Raw genomic sequence first — 21791 nt, 5'->3', positions numbered from 1 at the left:
AAACAGCGGCATCGCTTATGAAAGCACCCATCGTTGGGTGCGAAGCGCGCTCTCCAGGGAGGACGGAGCGAGCAAATCTGGTGCTTACAAGCGCCGTGCCAAACCTGAGTTCGCACCTAAGTGGCCGCACAGCCACCGCAAATCGCTGCGCTTGTCAGCGACTGTGTTTATCGCTTTGGAAGAAGTCCAATCGCAAGATTAATTGTTGTGCATGCCTGCTGAATGAGCAGTCACTTCGGGTCCAGGGCGGCGAGGTAAGCGGGAATGTCGGTCGGATCGAAGGCCGGCCCGCTGAACGCGCCAATGCCGTCGTCGAGAACCGTCTTCCGGGCCATCGTGCACAGCGCGGCGTCGAAGAGTTCGGGCGACAGGCAGGCGTTCACGGCATCCATATGCGAGGACGAGAATTCCGCCTGATTCCAGCGGACCATCTGGGCATAGAGCCATAGTCCCTGGCGCACATCCGGGCGCGCCGCGGCGGACGACAAAACGAGGTATTGCGCGTTCTCCCGGATGCGCCCGTTCGCGTCCATCCGAAGCCTGCCCTCCAGCGCCCGGAGTATGAGATCCGGTGACAGATTCATGCGGCTTGGAGCGGCCAAAATATGTGCAAGCTCCACCCGGTTTTCCGGGGTCGCGCACCATACTGTGCTGCGAATAAGGGCACGAGTGAGCGCCAGAGCCGAATCGCGATTCTCTGCCGCCCATGCGGAACGCACCGCAAGCACCTTCTCCGAACACGTCGCCAGAATGTCCGAGCCGAAATGGACGATCCTTCCGATTCCGGCCTCGACCGCCATGCTCGGCCATGGAGCTCCGACGCAGAAACCGTGGACATGTCCATTCTTCAGGCTGTCGACCATATAGGGAGGCGGAAGGACGACGAGCCGGATATCCTCGTCGGGATCGATCCCCGCCGCCGCCGTCCAGAACCGCAGCAGGTAGTTGTGGCTCGAGAACGGGAAGGTCATGCTGAAGGTCAGCGGCTCCTCGCCGGCCTTCGCGCGGGCCTCGATCAGCTTCTTCAGCGCTGCTCCCGAAACCGCGGGATCGTCCAGATCGCCCTGCGCATGCTCCAGCAGCGCCGCGTAGGTCTCATTGCCGAACAGGATCGAATTGCCGTTCTGGTTCATCACCAAAAGGCTGGTCAGCGGCACCCGCGCATAATCGAGCCCGAGGCTTTCGGCGATCGCCAGCGGCGCCAGCATATGCGCAGCCTCGTAATGGCCAAGATTGAGCTTGTCGCGGACGTTCGACCAGGAAACCTCACGGACGAGTTCGAGATTCACGCCTTCGGCCTCCGCGAAGCCGCGATCGGCGGCGGCGATCAGAACGGCCGCATCGACGAGCTGGACGAAGCCGGCGCGCAGTTTGATCATTTCAGCAGTTCCGCGGCGGTGATGACCGATTGCGCGATCTCGGCCACCTTCTTCTGCTCGTTCATCGCCTTGGAGCGCAGGAGATTATAGGCGTCCTCCTCGTTCAGACCCTTCGCGCTCATGAGAATGCCCTTGGCGCGATCGATCAGCTTGCGTTCGGCAAGCGACGTCTTGGCGAGGTCCAGTTCCCGGCGAAGATTCTCGAATTCCTGGAAGCGCGCGACCGCCACATCGAGGATCGGCTTTACCCTGCTCGCCTTCAGTCCGTCGACGACATAGGCGCTGACGCCGGCACTGACCGCGGCTTTCATCGCATCGGTGTCGCTTTGGTCGACAAACATGACGATAGGGCGCGGCCGCTCGCGGCTGGCGACCCTCAACTGTTCGATCGTGTCACGGTCCGGCAGATCGAGATCTACGATCAGAACGTCCGGTTCGATCTGGCGCAGCAGATCGAGCAGGTAGCCGGTGCCGCCTGCCGCGATCTGCACGTCCAGGTTCGGATCCTCCTTGAGCGCCTGTTCCACGATCTCGGCGCGCTTCCGATCCTGATCGACGACAAGCACACGCAGCACTAGAATCCCCCGGCATCTGAGACGCGTAAAGCAATTAGCACGCCATGCTCCGCCCGATATCCCGGGCGTTTGGTCGCTGTTGCAGGGCTACCGACACGTGCGGTAATCGCGCCTCGCCCGCTGTTGTCGTCGCGCTATCGGAGGCGCATTCCCCACGATGAATTTCGCTCAAAACCCTGCCTGGATTGGCACCCGGCCGTTCTCGGTCGAGAGCAAGACACCGGAAAGCGACATCATCACATCCTTCGTGCTCCGCCCGGTCGACGGTAAGCCGGTGCCCCGTCACCTGCCGGGCCAGCATCTCAGCTTCCTCTTCGACGTGCCCGGGCTGCCGCCCCAGAAGCGGAACTATTCGATATCCTCGGCCCCAAACGGCGAGACCTATCGCATCTCGGTGAAGCGCGAGCCGAACGGCACCGTCTCGAAATGGCTGCACGACCATGTCGCGCCCGGCACAGTGATCAATGTCATGCCGCCCTCGGGCAGCTTCATACTCAAGCCGGACCATGCACGCCCGATCGTCCTTCTAAGCGGCGGAGTCGGGCTCACACCCATGGTCTGCATGCTGGAGGCGATCGCAGCCGGCCACACAAAGTCGCCAGTCCAGTTCATCCATTCGACGATCAGCAGCTCGACCCACGGCTTCGGCAAGCATGTCCGAAAGCTGGTCGAAAGCCTGCCCGACGCGTCGGCGACCTTCTTCTACTCGCAGCCGCGCGACGTCGACGTCTCGGGTCGGGATTATGACCAAGCCGGCCGGCTGACCATGGACTGGCTCAAGGCGCACACGCCAATTGAAGAAGCCGACTACTTCGTCTGCGGCCCGATCCCGTTCATGCGTACATTCGTCAACGGACTGGCCGAAGCCGGTGTTCCGACCGATCGCATCCATTACGAGTTCTTCGGCCCGGTCGAGGAGCTGATCGAGGAAGAAAGCAAGCCGGCCGCAACGGAGTCCGCGACTTTGGAAGCCAAGACCCAGTTCAAACCAAGCGCCGGCCTGGGTGTCCCCGACATCGGCCAGGCTCTGCTTGAAAGCCTTTCGGACGGTATCGTCGCGAGCGATCGGAAAGGCACGATCGTCTTCTGGAGCCCCGGCGCCACGCGCATCTTTGGTTTCAGCGAACAGGACGCTCTTGGCCAGTCGCTTGATATCATCATCCCGGAACCGTTCCGTGACCGGCACTGGGAGGGCTATCACGAGACCGTGGCGAGCGGCGAAAGCCGTTACGGCGCAGGTGACCTTCTGGCGGTCCCGGGCCAGCACAAGGACGGCCGCCGCATCTCGATCGAGTTCACCATCGTTCTCATGAAAGATGCCAGCGGCTCGGTCATTGGCATGGCCTCCGTCGTGCGCGACGTGACGAAGAAGTTCGAGGAGACGAAGGCGCTCAAGAAACAGATCGCCGAACTCACCAAGGCCTGATCCTCGAAGTCAGCCTCGATCCATCCTCGCGCGTGACAATCCGCCGGATAAGATACGGCGGGGTTCATGGCCGAGCACGACAACAAGCGAAACACGAAGCGCTGGCCGACGCGCCTTCGCGCCGGAAAAGTCTTCGATCGCTCGAACCGCCTTCTCGCCGAATGCTGGATCTCCGACCGCTCGGAAAGCGGAGCGCGCCTGAGGCTCGAATCCGTCCGCCCCCTGCCCGTCGAGATCCGCATTTACGACGAGGCATTCGCGACGCTTTCGCCTGCGGCCGTGGTCTGGATGCGCGAGGGCGAGCTCGGAATCCGCTTCCTTCGCCCGGAGGAAGATCCGATCCGTTTGTCGCCGGACGAAATCGCACAACTCAGCCGAGTCTCGCCTCGCCGGGGCTAAAACGAGCGCTTGACTCGCATGTGGCGAAAATTTGAGCAGATCGTTTTTTAGCCACTGCTGCTTTCCGGCAACATGTCACCGAGTTTAAGGGATTGATTTGTTTCATAAATCACCCGATAGACCGTCGGAAAATGAGGCGGTTCCATGACATTAAAAAACTTTCGTGACACCCATTTCCCCATAGTGACAATGGCTTGGTCCTTGGCGTAGCATCATTGCCACAAAAAGAGGCCTGCCACGCTCATGGCGTGAACGGGTTCAAGTCTTGGGAGGAAAAGAGGCTCTTTAATCGCTGTCCCGCACACGGCGATTACGACGAAAGGTCGATCCCGCATCTCGACCCTAACGAGCCCGCAGGAACTCAAAGAAAAGCAAGGCGAAAGCCTTGCTTTTTTCTTTTGTACGACCGATTTGCGGCCGTTTCTTCAGGGAAGGAACGGAATGTCGTCCAGAGAGATCAAGTGGCGGGTATAGACCCAATAGAACGCCACGAAGATGACGGTCGCGAAGATCGTGTTGATGATCACGATGCGCAGAAGCCGCGGAGTCGCGGGCGCACCGGGATCGGTACCGGGAACAACCTCTCCCGCCTCGTGCTGCGAGCGGACGCCCCACGGCAGAACGGCGAAAAGGCCGATCCACCAAATCAGGAAATAGATCGCGATCGCACTGCCGATATCCATCAGAGAGCCACCACCAGAACGTGGCACACCGGCTTCTTGCCCCAGCAGGCATTGATCTCGGCGCGGATTGCACGGCGGAGCACGTCGGCTACGAAGACCGGATCGCGGCGCTTCGGCCGCGGCAGGCTTTCCAGCGCATCGAGGACGGCATCATGGACGATGTCGTCGAACTTCTCGCCCTCCGCATCCTTCTCGGGGAAGCCGCTCAGTTCGATCTCCGGATCGCCGGCGATCTCGCCCTTCTGATCGATAGCGATTGCGACGGAAGCAACGCCCGCGAAGGCCAGACGGCGGCGCTGGCGGAGCGGCTCGTCGCTCGCCATGACCAGATCGCCGTCCTTGTAGAGCCGCCCGGCCGGTACCTCGGCGATGACCTCGGGCGCGCCAGGCGCCAGCCGCAACATCTTGCCGTTCCGCACCCGGCCGACGAACGGGATGCCCATTTTCCGAACGAGCTTCTCGTGCTCGTGCAGATGCATCGCCTCGCCGTGCACCGGCACGACCGCGAGCGGTTTCAGCCAAGTATAAAGTTCTTCCAGATCGCCGCGACGAGGATGACCCGACACGTGCACCATCGCATCGCGATCGGTGACCACCTCGATGCCAAGATCGATCAGCGCGTTAATGATCTTGTTCACCTCGCGCTCATTGCCCGGAATGGTGCGCGAGGAGAAGATCACCCGGTCGCCGCGCGACAGGCTGATCTCCGGATGATCGTCATTGGCGATGCGGGCGAGAGCCGCCCGCTGCTCGCCCTGGCTGCCGGTGAGAAGCAGAAGCGCCTTGTCCGGCGGCAGATAGCCGAACACGTCCGGCGAGCGGAATTCCGGGACGCCGTCGAGCCAGCCGGTCTCCCGCGCGGCCATCACCGTGCGCTCCATGGCTCGGCCGACGACGACGATCTCACGGCCGACCGAGACCGCCGCCTCGGCAACCGTCCGGATACGAGGAATATGCGAAGCGAAGGTCGTGACCGCGACACGCGCCGGCGCGCTCCGGATCTGTTCGCTGATGCCTTCGAGGACGTCCGCTTCGGACTGCGAATGGCCGTCACTCGTGGCATTGGTGGAATCGCCGATGACGGCGATCACGCCCTCTTCGCCGAGCGCCCGGAACAGCGACTCGTCAGTGACGCCGAAATGATGGGACTTCTTGTCCATCTTCCAGTCGCCGGTATGAACGACGAGGCCGGCCGGCGTGCGGATCGCAAGCGCATTCGCCTCGGGGATCGAATGGGCGACCGGCACGAATTCGATATTGAACGGGCCGAGTTCGATCTTGCCGCTCGGCGAGACCACCTGGACCGGCAATTGCGGACCGCGCTTCTCGCCCGCCGATTTCGCCGCCAGCAGGTTGGCGGTGAAGGGGGTCGCAATCAGCGGAATATTCAGCTTCGGCCAGAGGTCGAGAACCGCGCCGAAGTGGTCCTCGTGACCATGCGTGATGATCAGGCCGAGCAGGTTCTGCTTCAGCCCAAGCGCGAACTGGATGTCAGGGAAGATCAGGTCGACACCGGGCGTCTCCGCCGCATTGCCGAAGGTCAGGCCGCAATCGACCATGATCCACTGGCGATTGCGTGGCGGCCCGTAGCCGTAGAGGCCCATATTCATGCCGATCTCGCCCACGCCGCCGAGTGGCAGGAAGACGAGGTCGTTTCCGTCTGTCGTGCTCATTGCAATGCCGCCGTGGCCGCGGCGCCGAAATGGACTTCGCCAGCAGCAATCGTGCGGCGCGCGCCGTCAGCGGTCAGAACTATCAACCGGCCATCCTCATCGAGCGTTTCGAACGTGCCGCGCAGAATATCATTGCCGAGCCGAACGGCTACCGGCGCTCCAAGCCCCGCAGCCTGAGCCAGCCAGAGGCGGCGTATCTCGGACAGCCCCCTGCCCTCGTCCCAAATCGCATGGAAGCCGACCCAGGCGTCAGCTAAAGCGGTGAACAGCTGTTCGGCGGTCGCATCCGAGCCGAGGCGCTTCAGGCAGGTCGCGGCGTAAGGGAGCCCGTCTGGCGCGGCCGCGACATTGATCCCGAGCCCGATCACGACAGCCAGCCGGCCATCAGCCAGAGCGTCGACCTCAAGCAGGATGCCGGCGACCTTGGCACCGTCCGCGAGGACGTCGTTCGGCCATTTCAGGGTCAGCTTGGGCCCGCGCGGCTCGTCGAGGCCGTCCACGCCGACCGCGACCGCGATATTCGGAGCAACGGTCCGGATCGCCTGATTGAGCGCAAGCCCGGCGACGAAGCCGAGCGTCGCGGCGAGCGGACGATCAGCTTCGACGGAAACCAAAAGGCTGGCCGCGAGATTGCCCTCGGGCGTCTCCCAAGCACGCCCGCGCCTGCCACGACCCGCCGTCTGGTGCCGGGTCACGACCCAGACTGGCCCTGCCACTCCGACGCGGGCACGCGCCAGGGCTTCGGCATTGGTCGAGCCGACCGTATCGAAGGCTAGGAGGTCGTATCCTGCGTCCCGAGCGAGCGTCCCGAGTTCAAATCCCATCAGAACAGGCTGTTGGCGGCGGCTCCCGCGACGGCCACCATCGGCGCTGGGAAGATGAAGTAGAAGAGCACGAACGCGCCGGTCAGGGCGATGATCGCTTTCAGTTCGAACGGCATGCGCTGGAACTCGATCGTCGCCTCGTCGAAATAGATGATCTTGACGATGCGCAGATAATAGAACGCGCCCACCACGCTGGTCACGACGCCGATGACCGCAAGCCAATAGAGCTGGGCCTCGATCGCGGCCAGGAAGACGTAGAACTTGGCGAAGAAGCCCGCGAGCGGCGGGATGCCGGCCAGCGAGAACATCATCATCGCCATGACGAAGCCCATCAGCGGCTGCGTGCGGGCCAGACCGGCGAGATCATCGACGTTCTCGACCAGCCGGCCGTCCTTCGTACGCATGCAGAGCACGACCGCGAAGCAGCCGAGCGTCATGATGACATAGACCGTGAGGTAGATCAGCACGCTCTGCACGCCGTTGGACGTGCCGGCCGACAGGCCGACAAGGATGTAGCCGACATTGCCGATCGACGAATAGGCGAGCAGTCGCTTGATGTTCGACTGACCGATGGCGGCGAACGCGCCGAGCATCATCGAGGCGATCGAGATGAAGACGATGATCTGGCGCCACTGGTCGAGGATGTTCGGGAAGGCGTCGATGGCGACACGGACGAACACGCTCATCGCCGCGACCTTGGGAGCCGCGGCGAAAAACGCCGTCACAGGCGTCGGCGCGCCCTCATAGACGTCAGGCGTCCACATGTGGAACGGCACGGCCGACACCTTGAAGGCGAGGCCCGCGAACAGGAAGACGAGGCCGAAGATCAGTCCGGTCGGCGCGTTGCCGGCCTGGACCGACTGCGCGATGCCCGCGAACGAGATTGTGCCGGCGTAGCCGTAGATCAGCGAGCAGCCGTAGAGCAGCATGCCCGACGACAGCGCGCCGAGGACGAAGTATTTCAGGCCAGCTTCCGTCGACCGCAGATTGTCGCGATGGATCGCGGCGATGACGTAGAGCGCAAGGCTCTGCAGCTCGAAGCCGAGATAGAGCGCGATCAAATCCGATGCCGAGATCATGATCAGCATGCCGGTCGTCGAGAGCACGACTAGGATCGCGTACTCGAAACGCTGCAGCTTCTCGTGACGCAGATAATCGAAGCTCATGATGAGCGCGATCAGCGCGCCGCCGATGACGAGAACCTTCAGGAAGCGCGCATAGGCGTCCCAGGTGAAAGCGCCGTTGAACAGCACCTTGGTTTCGGGCGACGCCGTGACGAGAGCCGCACCAGCCGCGAGCAGAAGGATCGCCGCCAGGACGTTGATCAGACCCGACGACCGGTCACCGCCGATCGCGCCGACCAGAACCATCAAGAGCGCTCCGCCCGCCAGAAGCATTTCCGGCAGGGCTGGCGCGAGGTCGGCGAAGAATTGGCCGTTCATGGTCGAAACTGTCCGAGGTCAGCGCGCAGCGAGTGCGGCGGGTTCAATCGTAAGAGTCGACGCGGTCGCCGACTGTGTGAGGAGGTTTTCGATGCTGGCCGTCGTCACATTGAAGATCGGCTCAGGCCAGACGCCGAGCAGGATCGTCAGCACGACGAGAGGCAGCAGGATGACGAATTCGCGCAGCGACAGGTCCGTCATGAACTTCAGGCTCGGCTTGTCGAGCTCGCCCCAGATCACCTTGCGGTAAAGCCAGAGCGCATAGCCTGCCGAGAGGATGACGCCGGTCGTCGCGAAGAACGCGACCCAGGTATTGGCCTGGAAGGCGCCGAGCAGCGACAGGAATTCGCCGACGAAGCCCGACGTGCCCGGAAGGCCGACATTGGCCATCGTGAACAGCATGAAGATGGTGGCGTAGACCGGCATCCGGTTTACGAGGCCGCCATAGGCCTTGATCTCGCGGGTGTGCAAGCGGTCGTAGACCACGCCGACGCAGAGGAAGAGCGCACCCGAGACCACGCCGTGCGAGATCATCTGGAACACTGCGCCGTCGATGCCCTGACGGTTCAGCGTGAAGATGCCCATGGTCACGAAGCCCATATGGGCGACCGACGAATAGGCGATCAGCTTCTTGATGTCTTCCTGCATCAACGCGACGAGCGAGGCATAGACGATCGCCACGACCGAGAGCGTGAAGACGAGCGGCGCGAAGAACTCGGACGCATCCGGGAACATCGGCAGCGAGAACCGCAGGAAGCCGTAGCCACCCATCTTCAGCAGGACCGCGGCCAGAATGACCGAGCCCGCTGTCGGCGCCTCGACGTGCGCGTCCGGCAGCCAGGTGTGGACCGGCCACATCGGCATCTTCACCGCGAACGAGGCGAAGAAGGCGAGCCATAGCCAAGTCTGCATCGAGGCCGGGAAGTCATAGGCCTGCAGCGTCGGGATATCGGTCGTTCCGGCCTGCCAGTACATCGCCATGATGGCCAGCAGCATCAGCACCGAACCGAGCAGCGTGTAGAGGAAGAACTTGAAGCTCGCATAGACGCGGCGCGGTCCGCCCCAGATGCCGATGATGAGGAACATCGGGATCAGGCCGCCCTCGAAGAACAGATAGAACAGCACCAGATCGAGCGCGCAGAACACGCCGATCATCAGCGTTTCGAGCACGAGGAACGCGATCAGGTATTCCTTTACGCGCTTCTCGATCGACTGCCAGCTCGCGAGGATGCAGAGCGGCATCAGAAAGGTCGTGAGGATGACGAACGGCATGGAAATGCCGTCGACGCCCATGTGATAGGTGATCGTGCTGCCGAGCCACGGCTGTTTCTCGACGAACTGGTAGTCGTGAGTGCCGTAAGTGAAATTCACCACGATGAAGAGCGACACCGCGAAGGTGACGAGCGTCGTCCAGAGCGCGATGTGGCGCGCATTCCGGATCACCGCCGGGCTCTCGCCGCGCAGCATCAGGATGAACAGCGCGCCGACGAGCGGCAGGAAGGTGATGACGGAGAGGATGGGCCAGTCCGTCATATCAGTGCACTCCGCCCAGCATGAACCAGGTAAACAGGGCCGCGACGCCTATCAGCATCGCGAAGGCATAGTGGTAGACGTAGCCGGTCTGCAGCCGGACCACGCCGCGCGTCACGTCGATCACCCGAGCCGAGACGCCGTCCGGGCCGAGCCCGTCGATGATCTTTCCGTCGCCGGTCTTCCAGAGGAAGTGGCCAAGCCGCTTGGCCGGGCGCACCAAAAGGAAGTCATAGAGCTCGTCGAAGTACCACTTGTTCAGCAGGAAGCGGTACAGAACGTCGTGACGGCGGGCGAGTTGAACCGGGAGCTGCGGGTCCTTGATGTAGAACCAGTAGGACACCACGAAACCGAGGGCCATCATCACGAACGGCGATGACTTCACCCAGGCCGGAGCGTGGTGCATGTGCTCCAGGATTTCCGGCTCCGCACCGCCCGCGAGGACACCCTTCCAGAACTCAGCGTAATGCTCGCCGATGAAGGCGTCGTGGAAGAGGAGGCCCGCGAGAAGAGCGCCGGCCGCCAGGACGAACAGCGGGACCAGCATCACCATCGGCGATTCATGCACGTGCTTCATCGTTTCGAACGACGCGCGCGGCGTGCCGTGGAAGGTCATGAACACCAGGCGCCACGAATAGAAGCTCGTGAAGCCGGCCGCGATGACGAGGAGGATGAAGGCATAGGTCGACATCGAGGCATGACTGACGAACGCCGACTCGATGATCGCGTCCTTCGAGAAGAACCCGGCTGTGCCGATGATGGTCATGGGGATACCGAGACCGGTCAGCGCGACGGTGCCGATCAGCATCATCCAATACGTAGCCGGAATCAGGCGACGGATACCGCCCATCTTTCGCATGTCCTGTTCGTGGTGCATCGCGTGGATGACCGAGCCGGCTCCCAAGAACAGGAGTGCCTTGAAGAAGGCGTGCGTGAACAGATGGAAGATGCCGGCCGAATAGGCTCCGGTGCCGAGCGCGACGAACATGTAGCCGAGCTGCGAGCAGGTCGAATACGCGATGACGCGCTTGATGTCGTTCTGAACGAGGCCGACGGTCGCGGCGAAGAAGGCCGTTGTTGCGCCGAAGAAGATCACAACCTCGAGCGCGGTGTGCGACAGCTCGAACAGCGGCGACAGGCGCGCCACCATGAACACGCCAGCGGTCACCATGGTCGCGGCATGGATGAGCGCCGACACCGGGGTTGGACCTTCCATCGCGTCCGGCAGCCAAGTGTGCAGCAGGAACTGTGCGGACTTGCCCATCGCGCCCATGAAGAGCAGCAGGCAAAGGACGGTCATCGCGCTCGCCTGGGGCCAGCCGAGGAATGCCATCGTCGCGTCCGCCTTGCCGGGCGCATCCGCGAAGATCGTGTCGAACGAGACCGTGCCGAACAGCACGAAAACGCCGAAGATGCCGAGCGCGAAGCCGAAATCGCCGACGCGATTGACGACGAAGGCCTTGATCGCGGCCGCGACGGCCGATGGCTTCGTGTACCAGAACCCGATCAGGAGATAGCTCGCGAGGCCGACGCCTTCCCAGCCGAAGAACATCTGGACCAGGTTGTCCGACGTCACCAGCATCAGCATGGCGAAGGTGAACAGCGACAGATACGTGAAGAACCGCGGCCGCTGCGGATCCTCGTGCATGTAGCCGATCGAATAGAGGTGAACGAGCGTCGACACGGTGTTGACGACGACAAGCATCACGACGGTCAGCGTATCGATGCGGAGCGCCCAGTCGACTTCGAGCGCGCCGGACGTCATCCAGCGCAGGATCTGAACGCGCTCGGCCTCGTGTTCGCCCAGGCCATGCTGGAAGAACGCGACCCAGGACAGGACGGCGGCGACGACCATGAAACCGGTCGTGATCAGCTCGACCGCGCGCGCACCGGGAGCGACCGGCTGCATCGGACCATGGCTATCATGGTCGTCGTGGTCGCCATGGCCATGGTCATCGTGCGCGTCCGCATGGGCGTCGTGGCCCATGGTCGGGTCCTGCGGCTGCTCGACGAGGTGGACGTGGTCGTGGCCGTGATGGCCGTGGCCATGACCACCGGCCTCCGCCAGTTCCGCGCGACGCACGCTGTTGGCACCGATCAGCGAGACGAAGCCGCCGATGATCGCGCCGATAAGGGGCAGGAAGACGATCGCTTGATACATGGCGGTGTCTTTAGCCCTTCATCATGTTGATGTCCTCGACCGCGATCGATCCACGATTGCGGAAGAAGACGACGAGAATTGCGAGGCCGATCGCGGCCTCCGCGGCCGCGACGGTGAGCACGAGCAACGCGAAGACCTGACCGACGAGATCGCCCGAGAAGCTCGAGAACGCGACGAAATTGATGTTCACGGCGAGCAGGATGAGCTCGACCGACATCAGGATGACGATGACGTTCTTTCTGTTCAGGAAGATCCCGAACACGCCGAGCGTGAACAGGATGGCTGCCACCGTGAGATAATGTCCGAGACCGACGTCCATGTTATCCCCCGCCCCGCCTCAGAGACCCTGTCCGGGCTTGACGTCATGAAGTGAAAGACCGGCCGCCTTGGTGCGCGCGACCTGTGCGGCGATGTTCTGGCGCTTGACGCCTTCCTTGTGGCGAAGCGTCAGCACGATTGCGCCGATCATCGCGACGAGCAGGATCAGGCCCGACAACTGGAAGAACAGCAGATAGTCCGTGTAGAGCACCCGGCCGAGCGCCTCGGCGTTGGTGATGTCGGTCGGTGTCCGCTCAGCTATGGCCTGCGGTGCCGATGGCGCCACCGCCCAACTGCCGACGACGAGGACGAGCTCGACCAGCACGATGATCCCGACCAGTCCGCCGATCGGCAGATATTGCAGGAAGCCCTCCCGCAACTCGGCGAAGTCGACGTCGAGCATCATCACGACGAACAGGAAGAGCACCGCGACCGCGCCGACGTAGACGACGACGAGGATCATCGCCAGGAACTCGGCGCCCAGCAGCAGGAACAGGCCCGCGGCGTTGAAGAACGCGAGGATGAGGTAGAGAACCGAATGCACCGGGTTCTTGGCCGCAATGACCATGAACGCCGATGCGACGGCGATCCCTGCGAACAGGTAGAAGAAGGCCGAAGCCAAGGTCATTTGGTCCCCCCGTCCCGGTGCGGAACGTGTCTTGAAGTGCGGTCCATACTCTCGAACACCCGTCAGCGATACGGCGAGTCGAGAGCAATGCGGCGGGAAAGCTCCCGCTCCCAGCGATCGCCGTTCGAGAGCAGCTTTTCCTTGTCGTACAGAAGCTCTTCGCGCGTCTCGGTGGCGAACTCGAAGTTCGGTCCCTCGACGATCGCGTCCACCGGGCATGCCTCCTGGCAGAAGCCGCAATAGATGCACTTCACCATGTCGATGTCGTAGCGCGTCGTGCGGCGCGTGCCGTCATTGCGGCGCGGTCCCGCCTCGATCGTGATTGCAAGCGCTGGGCAGATCGCCTCGCAAAGCTTGCAGGCGATGCAGCGTTCCTCGCCGTTCGGATAGCGGCGCAGCGCATGCTCGCCACGGAAGCGCGGCGAGATGTGCCCCTTCTCGAAGGGGTAGTTGATCGTCGCCTTCGGCTTGAAGAAGTAGCGCATCGCCAGGAAGAAGGCGGATACGAACTCGCCGAGGAAGATCGAGCGGGCGGCCTGGTCCATTCTCATAGCCTTACGCCCCCCAACCGGTGAAATGGAGCACCGCGGCCGTGATGACGACCATCGCTAGCGAGATCGGCAGGAATACCTTCCATCCGAGACGCATCAACTGGTCGTAGCGGTAGCGCGGCACGAACGCCTTCACCATCGCGATCATGAAGAAAACGAGGCTGACCTTCAGCAGGAACCAGATCACGCCCGGCACCCAGGTGAACGGCGCGAACGGGATCGGCGACAGCCAGCCGCCCATGAATAGGATCGCCGTCAGCGAGCACATGCCCATGATCGCGACGTACTCGCCAAGCATGAACAGCAGATACGGCGTCGACGAATATTCGACCGCGAAGCCCGCGACGAGCTCCGACTCAGCTTCCGGCAAGTCGAAGGGCGGACGGTTCGTCTCGGCCAGCGCCGAGATGAAGAAGATCACGAACATCGGAAACAGCGGCAGCCAATACCAGCCGAGTGCGCCGTACGGCGTATCCTGGGCGCGAACGATGTCCGACAGGTTCAGCGAACCGACGATCAGCAGCACCGAGATGATGACGAAGCCGAGCGAGACTTCGTAGGAGACCATCTGCGCCGCCGAGCGGAGCGCGCCGAGGAACGGGTACTTCGAGTTGGACGACCAGCCGCCCATGATGATCCCGTACACGCCGAGCGACGAGATCGCGAAGATGTAGAGCACGCCGACATTGATGTCGGCGATCACCCAGCCTTCCTGGAACGGGATCACCGCCCAGGCGGCGAGCGCCAGCACCGCCGTCACCAACGGCGCCAGCAGGAACACGCCCTTATTGGCGCCCGATGGGATGACCGGCTCCTTCAGCACGAACTTCAACAGGTCGGCGAAGCTCTGGAACAGGCCGAATGGGCCAACCACGTTCGGACCGCGGCGAAGCTGAACAGCCGCCCAGATCTTGCGGTCGGCGAGCAGATAGAAGGCGATGAAGACGAGCAGCAGAACGAGCACGAGCGCGCTCTGCAGCACCATCAGCAGCAGCGGCCAGAGCCAGCTTGTCCAGGCTTCCTGCAACATCAGGTCCTCACTCCGCCGCTTCGAGCTTGCCGCCGGCGGCAAGCGTCGCGCATTCGGCCATCAAGGCCGATGCGCGGGCGATTGGGTTCGAGAAATAGAAGTTTTCGATGCTCGAGCGGAACGCGAGCCCGGCCTGTACCGCGCCACCCCGCCCCGCGAGGCTCTTCAGCGAGGCGACATCGCCGGCCAGGATCTGGTCGGCGGCCGCCATGTGCGGGTAGGCCGCGTAGAGCGTCGCGCGGAGCTGGGCGAAGCTATCATAGGGAAGTTTCACGCCCAGCACGTCGGAGAGCGCACGCAGAATCGCCCAGTCCTCGCGGGCATCGCCTGGCGGGAAGGTCGCGCGCGAACCGATCTGGACGCGGCCCTCGGTGTTCACCCAGGTGCCGTGCTTCTCAGTATAGGCCGCACCCGGCAGGATGACGTCGGCGCGATGCGCGCCGCGATCGCCATGCGTGCCCTGATAGATAACGAACGGCCCGGCCGGCACGTCGACTTCGTCGGCACCGAGCAGGAACAGGACGTCGAGCGCCTTCGGTTTCAGCATGCCCGCGAGTCCGAGACCGCCCTCGCCCGGCACGAAGCCGAGATCGAGCGCGCCGACGCGCGAAGCCGCCGTGTGGAGGACGGCAAGACCAGAGAATTCGTCGGTCAACGAACCGATCGCATCGGCAGCCTTGGCCGCGAGCGACAGCACGCCCGCGCCGTTCTCACCAATCAGGGCGCCCTGACCGACGATCACGATGGCGCGCTTGGCGTCCTTGAGCGTCTTCGAGAACGAGTGAGAGCCGTCGACAACGCCGTTCAGCGTATCGACGCCGGCACCGAGATAGTCATAGGCATAGGTCAGGTCGGCCTGCTCACCGATCACCGCGACCTTGGTGCCATTGAGGCGCCATGCCTTGCGGATGCGAGCGTTAAGCACCGGCGCTTCCCAGCGCGGATTCGAACCCACCAGCAGGATGACGTCGGCTGTGTCGATGCCGGACACGCCCGGATTGAAGATGTAGCTCGCGCGGCCGAACGACGGATCGAGAGCGACGCCGTCCTGGCGGCAATCGAGGTTCTTCACCCCGAGGTTCGACATCAGGCCTTTCAGCGCGAAAATATCCTCGACCGAAGCGAGATCGCCAGCAATCGCGCCGATCTTCTTCGGCTTCGTCGCTTTCACCTTCTCGGCGATCAGCGTGAACGCCTCATTCCAGGTCGCCGGACGCAGTTTGCCCGCCTCGCGGATATACGGGCGGTCGAGACGCTGGGTCTTCAGGCCGTCCCAGACGAAGCGGGTCTTGTCGGAGATCCACTCCTCGTTCACGTCCTCATTGAGGCGCGGCATGATGCGGAGCACTTCACGGCCCCGCGCGTCGACACGGATGTTCGAGCCGAGCGCGTCCATGACGTCGATCGTCTCGGTCTTGGACAGCTCCCATGGACGTGCCGCAAACGCATAGGGCTTCGAGGTCAGTGCGCCGACGGGGCAGAGGTCGATCACATTGCCCTGCAGCTCGGAGGTCATCGCCTTTTCGAGATAGGTCGTGATCTCCATGTCCTCGCCGCGGCCGATCGAGCCAAGGTCCGGAACGCCGGCGACTTCCGTCGAGAAGCGGACGCAGCGCGTGCACTGGATGCAGCGCGTCATCACCGTCTTCACGAGCGGACCGATATATTTGTCCTCGACCGCGCGCTTGTTCTCCGCGAACCGCGATGCGTCGGAACCGTAGGCCATCGCCTGGTCCTGCAGGTCGCACTCGCCGCCCTGATCGCAGATCGGGCAATCGAGCGGATGGTTGATCAGCAGGAACTCCATCACGCCTTCGCGCGCCTTCTTGACGTAAGGCGAATTCGTGATGACGACCGGCGGCTCGCCGTTCGGGCCGGGACGCAGGTCCTTGACCGCCATGGCGCAGGACGCGACCGGCTTCGGCGAGCCCTTCACCTCGACGAGGCACATGCGGCAATTGCCGGCGATCGACAGGCGCTCGTGGAAGCAGAAGCGCGGAATTTCCGCGCCGGTCTGCTCCGCCGCCTGCAGCAGCGTGAAGTCCGGCGGGACGTCCAGCTCGGTTCCGTCGACGATGATCTTAGCCATCTCGGCTTCTTTCCCCTCGCCTTATTCCGCCGCCACGGGGATCACGGTGTCGCCCGTGTTCCGCGCCGTGAAGTCGTCGATACGCTTCTCGATCTCGTGGCGGAAATGTCGGATCAGACCCTGCACGGGCCATGCCGCGGCGTCGCCGAGCGCGCAGATCGTGTGACCTTCGATCTGCAGCGAGACTTCGAGCAGGAGATCGATCTCCTTCTTCTGGGCCTCGCCACGGACCATGCGGGTGAGCACGCGCCACATCCAGCCGGTGCCTTCGCGGCACGGCGTGCACTGGCCGCAGCTCTCATGCTTATAGAAGTGCGCGAGCCGCGCGATCGCCTGGATCACGTCGGTCGACTTGTCCATCACGATCACCGCCGCAGTGCCGAGGCCGGACTTCAGATTGCGCAGCGTGTCGAAATCCATCGACAGCTCCTGGCACTGCTCGGCCGGGAGCAGCGGCACGGACGAGCCGCCCGGAATAACCGCCAGAAGGTTGTCCCAGCCGCCACGGATGCCGCCGCAATGGCGCTCGACCAGCTCGCGGAAGTCGACGCCCATCGCCTCTTCGACGTTGCACGGCCGCTCGACGTGGCCGGAGATCGTGAAGAGCTTGGTGCCGACATTGTTCGGCTTGCCGATGCCGGCGAACCAGGCCGCGCCACGGCGCAGGATGGTCGGCGCGACCGCGATCGACTCGACATTGTTGACGGTCGTCGGCGCGCCGTAGAGGCCCATATTGGCCGGGAACGGCGGCTTCAGCCGCGGCATGCCCTTCTTGCCTTCCATGCTCTCGATGAGAGCCGTCTCCTCGCCGCAGATGTAGGCACCCGCGCCGTGGTGGACGTAGAGGTCGAACGGATAGCCGTGAACGTTGTTCTTGCCGATCAGGTTCGCGGCATAGGCCTCGTCGACGGCCGCCTGCAGGCGTTCCTTCTCGCGGACATATTCGCCGCGGATGTAGATGTAGCAGGCGTTCGCGCCCATCGCGAAGCTTGCGATCAGGCAGCCTTCGATCAGGGTCTGCGGATCATTGCGCATGATCTCGCGGTCCTTCGCCGTGCCCGGCTCGGATTCGTCGGCGTTAACCACGAGGTAGTGCGGACGGCCGTCCGACACTTTCGGCATGAACGACCATTTCAGGCCGGTCGGGAAGCCGGCGCCGCCACGGCCGCGCAGGCCGGACGCCTTCATCTCGTCGATGATCCAGTCGCGGCCCATTTCGAGCAGCATCTTGGTGCCGTCCCAGGAGCCGCGCTTGATCGCGCCCTGAAGGCCGGAATCGTGAAGACCGTAAAGGTTCGTGAAGATGCGATCGCGATCGTGCAGCATCTCAGGCCCCCTTCGTCTTGTCGGTCGGCTGCTTGGCAGCCTGCTTCTCGCCGGGGCTCGTTTCCTTCGGCTTGGCTGCCTCCGTCGCGGCTTGAACGGTAGCGGCTTCCTTCGCGGCCTTGGTCTCGTCGAAGCGCTTCTTCCACGAGCCGACCACCGAACCGTCATAGAGCGACTGGTCGAGCAGAGTGGTGGGACCGCCGACGGGACCCGAGCAGGCGCGCTCGACCTGCGGGCCGGGCTTCACCGGTCGGTCGTTGCGGAGATCGTCGAGCAGCTTCTCGAAGCTCTCGGGATCGAGATCCTCGAAATAATCGTAGTTGATCTGCGCCATCGGCGCATTCGAGCACGAACCCAGGCACTCGACTTCGAGCCACGAAAGCTGGCCGTCCTCGGTGACGTGATTCTGGTGGCCGATCACCTTCTCGCAGACATGCATCAGCTTGTCGGCGCCACGCAGCAGGCAAGGCGTCGTGCCGCAGACCTGCACGAAGTGCTTACCGACCGGTTGGAGCGCGAACATCGTGTAGAAGGTCGCGACTTCGAGCACGCGGATATAGGCCATGCCGAGCATGTCGGCGACGGCGCGAATGGCCGGCTCCGGCAGCCAGCCGCCATGCTGCTCCTGCGCCTTCCACAGAAGCGAGATGACCGCCGAGGCCTGACGGCCTTCCGGATATTTGGCGATAATGCCCTTCGCCCACTTCACGTTTTCAGGCGTGAAGGCGAAGCTCTCGGGCTGGACGGCTGCGAGACGACGAACTGACATCAGCGATCAACCTCGCCGAACACGATATCGAGCGAACCCAGGATGGCGCTCACATCGGCCAGCATGTGGCCACGGTTGAGGAAATCCATGGCCGCGAGATGTGCGAAGCCTGGGGCCCGGATCTTCGCACGATAAGGACGGTTGGTACCGTCGGAGACGAGATAAACGCCGAATTCGCCCTTCGGCGCTTCGATCGCGGCGTAGACCTCGCCTTCCGGCACCTTGAAGCCCTCGGTGTAGAGCTTGAAGTGGTGGATCAGCGCCTCCATCGAACGCTTCATCTCACCGCGCTTCGGCGGCACCACCTTGTTGTTCCACGACGAGACCGGTCCGCCGCCATCGGCAGAGCGCAGCTTATCGCAGCATTGCTTCATAATGCGCGCCGACTGGATCATCTCTTCCATGCGGACGAGATAGCGGTCGTAGCAGTCGCCATGCTTGCCGACCGGAATATCGAATTCCATCTCGGAATAGAGCTCGTAAGGCTGCGCGCGGCGCAGGTCCCAGGCGGCACCTGAGCCGCGGACCATCACGCCCGAGAAGCCCCACTTCCACGCATCTTCCAGCGAGACCACGCCGATATCGGCGTTACGCTGCTTGAAGATTCGGTTGCCGGTCAGCAGGTCTTCCAGGTCCTGCACGGTCTGCAGGAACGGGTCGCACCAGTCGTAGATGTCGTCTATCAGCTCGTTCGGCAGGTCCTGGTGGACGCCACCCGGGCGGAAATAGGCCGCGTGCATGCGCGCGCCGGAGGTCCGCTCGTAGAACACCATCAGCTTCTCGCGCTCCTCGAAGCCCCACAGCGGCGGGGTCAGCGCGCCGACGTCCATCGCGAACGTCGTCACGTTGAGGAGATGCGACATGATGCGGGTCAGCTCGCCCATCAGCGTGCGGATCAGCTGGCCGCGGCGCGGGACGTCGACGCCGACCAGCTTCTCGATCGCGAGAACCCAGGCGTGCTCCATCGACATCGGCGAGCAGTAATCGAGCCGGTCGAAATACGGCAGACCCTGAAGATAGGTCTTGTATTCGAGCAGCTTCTCAGTGCCGCGATGAAGCAGGCCGATATGCGGATCGACGCGCTCGACGATCTCACCGTCGAGCTCCAGCACGAGGCGGAGAACGCCGTGCGCGGCCGGATGCTGCGGTCCGAAATTGATGGTGAAATTGCGAAGTTCTGCTTCGGCCATGATCAGTTCTTCGCCTTCTCGTCGCCCGGAAGGGTGTAGTCGGTGCCTTCCCACGGGCTGAGGAAATCGAAGTTTCGGAATTCCTGCGGCAGGCGCACCGGCTCGTAGACCACGCGCTTCTGGATGTCGTCGTATCGAACCTCGACGAAGCCGGTCAGCGGGAAGTCCTTGCGCAGCGGATGCCCCTCGAAGCCGTAGTCGGTGAGGATGCGACGGAGATCCGGATGTCCGGAGAACAGGATGCCGTAGAGGTCGTATGCCTCGCGCTCGAACCAGTTGGCCGAGGGATGCAGGTCGACCGCGCTCGGAACCGGCGTCACCTCGTCGGTCTGCACCTTGAGGCGGATGCGGGCGTTCTGCTTGGGCGACAGCAAATGATAGACGACGTCGAACCGATTATCGCGCTGCGGATAGTCGACGCCGCAGATGTCGATCAGGCACCAGAACTGGCAGCGCGGATCGTCGTGCAGGAACTGCAGGACGTTGAGGATCTCGGCGCCCTCGACGTCCAAAGTCAGCTGTCCGACCGGCAGACTCCAGCCGCGCACCGCGTTCGGCAGAGCCGCCGCGATGTGCTCACCCAGTTCTTTCAGACTTTCGTCCATCACTCTGAACCGCCCCCGCTTTCGGCTCAGCGCTCGATCGTGCCGGTGCGCCTGATCTTCCGCTGGAGCAGAAGCACGCCGTAGAGCAGCGCTTCCGCCGTGGGCGGGCATCCGGGCACATAGACATCGACCGGCACCACGCGGTCACAGCCGCGCACCACCGAATAGGAATAGTGATAATAGCCGCCGCCGTTGGCGCAGGATCCCATCGAGATCACGTAGCGCGGCTCCGGCATCTGGTCGTAGATCTTGCGGAACGCGGGTGCCATCTTATTGCAGAGCGTGCCGGCCACGATGATCACATCGGACTGCCGCGGGCTGGCGCGGGGCGCGAAGCCGAAGCGCTCGGCGTCGTACCGCGGCATCGACATGTGCATCATCTCGACCGCGCAACAGGCGAGGCCGAAGGTCATCCACATCAACGAGCCGGTGCGTGCCCAGGCGATCAGGTCTTCCGTCGAAGTGACGATGAAGCCCTTGTCGGCGAGTTCGCGGTTGATTTCGGAAACGAACGGGTCGTTCGAACCGACCGGCTTGCCGGTTGCCGGGTCGATAATGCCGCGAGGCTCCGGCGCGATCAGCGGGCGGGCGCGGCTCGGGTCGATGTTCAATCCCATTCCAATGCACCCTTCTTCCACTCGTACACGAATCCGATGGTCAGCACGCCGAGGAACAGCATCATCGACCAGAAACCGAGATCCCCGACATCGCGGAACGCAACGGCCCACGGAAACAGAAAGGCGACCTCGAGGTCGAAGATGATGAACAGAATCGCGACGAGATAGAACCGCACGTCGAACTTCATACGGGCGTCGTCGAACGCGTTGAAGCCGCATTCGTAGGCGGAGAGCTTCTCGGCATCCGGGCTGCGATAAGCGACCAGGAATGGCGCGATCAGAAGAGCCAGGCCGATAACGAGCGCAACACCAATGAAGATTGCGAGCGGAAGGTAGTCGGCAAGAAGCGCGTTCATGGCAACGCCTTTGAGAGGACCTCGGACCAAACGTCGGCCCGTCCGATCAAATCGCGCCCAAAGGGCGGCCCGGCCACACACCGGGAACGCCTGCAAGCCTTGGCGCAAGCGATAAAATCGGCAGGCCGAGGCATACTCCATGCCACGACGCCGAAGCAAGCCAAACCGAGCTTTTAATCCCTCTAATTAGAGGTTTCGCGACGCGGTGTGGCGAGACGCC

General features: G+C 63.1%; 21 protein-coding genes. 2 read left to right on the top strand and 19 right to left on the bottom strand.

Annotated elements, in window-relative coordinates; translation table 11 throughout:
• Positions 1-230 precede the first annotated feature (230 nt).
• Together ACFPFW_RS09980 and ACFPFW_RS09975 are read right to left on the bottom strand one after the other, a co-directional pair.
• Positions 231-1379, bottom strand: coding sequence for a CmpA/NrtA family ABC transporter substrate-binding protein (locus tag ACFPFW_RS09980; protein WP_114955753.1), 1149 nt, complete (start codon positions 1377-1379; stop codon positions 231-233).
• On the bottom strand, positions 1376-1960 hold the full coding sequence (locus tag ACFPFW_RS09975) for an ANTAR domain-containing response regulator (protein WP_114955754.1): 585 nt from the start codon (positions 1958-1960) through the stop codon (positions 1376-1378). Before ACFPFW_RS09975 ends, ACFPFW_RS09980 begins: the two co-directional genes overlap by 4 nt.
• 151 nt (positions 1961-2111) lie before the next feature.
• On the opposite strand from ACFPFW_RS09975, the gene ACFPFW_RS09970 reads away from it, so the two are divergent.
• Positions 2112-3380: a PAS domain S-box protein gene (locus ACFPFW_RS09970; protein WP_114955755.1), complete on the top strand. Its 1269-nt coding sequence runs from the start codon at positions 2112-2114 to the stop codon at positions 3378-3380.
• Positions 3381-3446: 66 nt separating this feature from the next.
• Positions 3447-3779: a PilZ domain-containing protein gene (locus tag ACFPFW_RS09965; protein ID WP_114955756.1), complete on the top strand. Its 333-nt coding sequence runs from the start codon at positions 3447-3449 to the stop codon at positions 3777-3779.
• Positions 3780-4204: 425 nt separating this feature from the next.
• Here ACFPFW_RS09965 and ACFPFW_RS09960 read toward each other — a convergent pair whose 3' ends face one another.
• The 17 genes from ACFPFW_RS09960 to ACFPFW_RS09880 form a co-directional block, all read right to left on the bottom strand.
• Positions 4205-4462 carry a DUF1467 family protein gene (locus ACFPFW_RS09960; protein ID WP_114955757.1) on the bottom strand — a complete coding sequence of 86 codons (258 nt, stop codon included), beginning with the start codon at positions 4460-4462 and terminating at the stop codon, positions 4205-4207.
• Positions 4462-6135, bottom strand: coding sequence for a ribonuclease J (locus ACFPFW_RS09955; RefSeq protein WP_114955758.1), 1674 nt, complete (start codon positions 6133-6135; stop codon positions 4462-4464). Before ACFPFW_RS09955 ends, ACFPFW_RS09960 begins: the two co-directional genes overlap by 1 nt.
• The gene (locus tag ACFPFW_RS09950) at positions 6132-6959 is read right to left on the bottom strand and encodes a biotin--[acetyl-CoA-carboxylase] ligase (RefSeq protein ID WP_114955759.1); all 828 of its coding nucleotides are present in this window, start codon (positions 6957-6959) and stop codon (positions 6132-6134) included. Before ACFPFW_RS09950 ends, ACFPFW_RS09955 begins: the two co-directional genes overlap by 4 nt.
• The gene (nuoN, locus tag ACFPFW_RS09945; RefSeq protein ID WP_114955760.1) at positions 6959-8401 is read right to left on the bottom strand and encodes an NADH-quinone oxidoreductase subunit NuoN; all 1443 of its coding nucleotides are present in this window, start codon (positions 8399-8401) and stop codon (positions 6959-6961) included. Before nuoN ends, ACFPFW_RS09950 begins: the two co-directional genes overlap by 1 nt.
• A gap of 18 nt (positions 8402-8419) precedes the next feature.
• The gene (locus ACFPFW_RS09940) at positions 8420-9934 is read right to left on the bottom strand and encodes an NADH-quinone oxidoreductase subunit M (RefSeq protein ID WP_114955761.1); all 1515 of its coding nucleotides are present in this window, start codon (positions 9932-9934) and stop codon (positions 8420-8422) included.
• Position 9935: 1 nt separating this feature from the next.
• On the bottom strand, positions 9936-12092 hold the full coding sequence (nuoL, locus tag ACFPFW_RS09935; protein ID WP_114955762.1) for an NADH-quinone oxidoreductase subunit L: 2157 nt from the start codon (positions 12090-12092) through the stop codon (positions 9936-9938).
• Positions 12093-12102: 10 nt separating this feature from the next.
• Positions 12103-12411 (bottom strand): NADH-quinone oxidoreductase subunit NuoK, encoded by a 309-nt coding sequence (nuoK, locus tag ACFPFW_RS09930; protein WP_114955763.1) that lies wholly within the window; start codon positions 12409-12411, stop codon positions 12103-12105.
• A gap of 18 nt (positions 12412-12429) precedes the next feature.
• The gene (locus tag ACFPFW_RS09925; protein WP_114955764.1) at positions 12430-13038 is read right to left on the bottom strand and encodes an NADH-quinone oxidoreductase subunit J; all 609 of its coding nucleotides are present in this window, start codon (positions 13036-13038) and stop codon (positions 12430-12432) included.
• A gap of 62 nt (positions 13039-13100) precedes the next feature.
• Positions 13101-13589, bottom strand: a complete 489-nt coding sequence (gene nuoI / locus ACFPFW_RS09920) for an NADH-quinone oxidoreductase subunit NuoI (protein ID WP_114955765.1) — start codon at positions 13587-13589, stop codon at positions 13101-13103.
• Positions 13590-13593: 4 nt separating this feature from the next.
• Complete coding sequence (gene nuoH, locus ACFPFW_RS09915) at positions 13594-14619, bottom strand: NADH-quinone oxidoreductase subunit NuoH (RefSeq protein ID WP_114955766.1); 1026 nt, start codon at positions 14617-14619, stop codon at positions 13594-13596.
• 7 nt (positions 14620-14626) lie between these two features.
• The gene (gene nuoG, locus ACFPFW_RS09910; RefSeq protein WP_114955767.1) at positions 14627-16708 is read right to left on the bottom strand and encodes an NADH-quinone oxidoreductase subunit NuoG; all 2082 of its coding nucleotides are present in this window, start codon (positions 16706-16708) and stop codon (positions 14627-14629) included.
• 21 nt (positions 16709-16729) lie between these two features.
• Complete coding sequence (gene nuoF / locus ACFPFW_RS09905) at positions 16730-18034, bottom strand: NADH-quinone oxidoreductase subunit NuoF (protein WP_114955768.1); 1305 nt, start codon at positions 18032-18034, stop codon at positions 16730-16732.
• A gap of 1 nt (position 18035) precedes the next feature.
• Positions 18036-18803, bottom strand: a complete 768-nt coding sequence (gene nuoE, locus ACFPFW_RS09900; RefSeq protein WP_114955769.1) for an NADH-quinone oxidoreductase subunit NuoE — start codon at positions 18801-18803, stop codon at positions 18036-18038.
• On the bottom strand, positions 18803-19993 hold the full coding sequence (locus ACFPFW_RS09895) for an NADH-quinone oxidoreductase subunit D (RefSeq protein ID WP_114955770.1): 1191 nt from the start codon (positions 19991-19993) through the stop codon (positions 18803-18805). Before ACFPFW_RS09895 ends, nuoE begins: the two co-directional genes overlap by 1 nt.
• A gap of 2 nt (positions 19994-19995) precedes the next feature.
• Positions 19996-20598 (bottom strand): NADH-quinone oxidoreductase subunit C, encoded by a 603-nt coding sequence (locus tag ACFPFW_RS09890; RefSeq protein ID WP_114955771.1) that lies wholly within the window; start codon positions 20596-20598, stop codon positions 19996-19998.
• 26 nt (positions 20599-20624) lie between these two features.
• Positions 20625-21215 (bottom strand): NuoB/complex I 20 kDa subunit family protein, encoded by a 591-nt coding sequence (locus ACFPFW_RS09885; RefSeq protein ID WP_114955772.1) that lies wholly within the window; start codon positions 21213-21215, stop codon positions 20625-20627.
• Positions 21206-21571 (bottom strand): NADH-quinone oxidoreductase subunit A, encoded by a 366-nt coding sequence (locus ACFPFW_RS09880; protein WP_114955773.1) that lies wholly within the window; start codon positions 21569-21571, stop codon positions 21206-21208. Before ACFPFW_RS09880 ends, ACFPFW_RS09885 begins: the two co-directional genes overlap by 10 nt.
• Positions 21572-21791: the final 220 nt, after the last annotated feature.

The organism is Flaviflagellibacter deserti (assembly GCF_042652085.1).
GTDB classification, from domain to species: Bacteria; Pseudomonadota; Alphaproteobacteria; order Rhizobiales; family Methylopilaceae; genus Flaviflagellibacter; species Flaviflagellibacter deserti.
The sequence above is the reverse complement of the archived record's forward strand: the minus strand, read 5'-3'. Positions and strand labels throughout refer to the sequence as shown.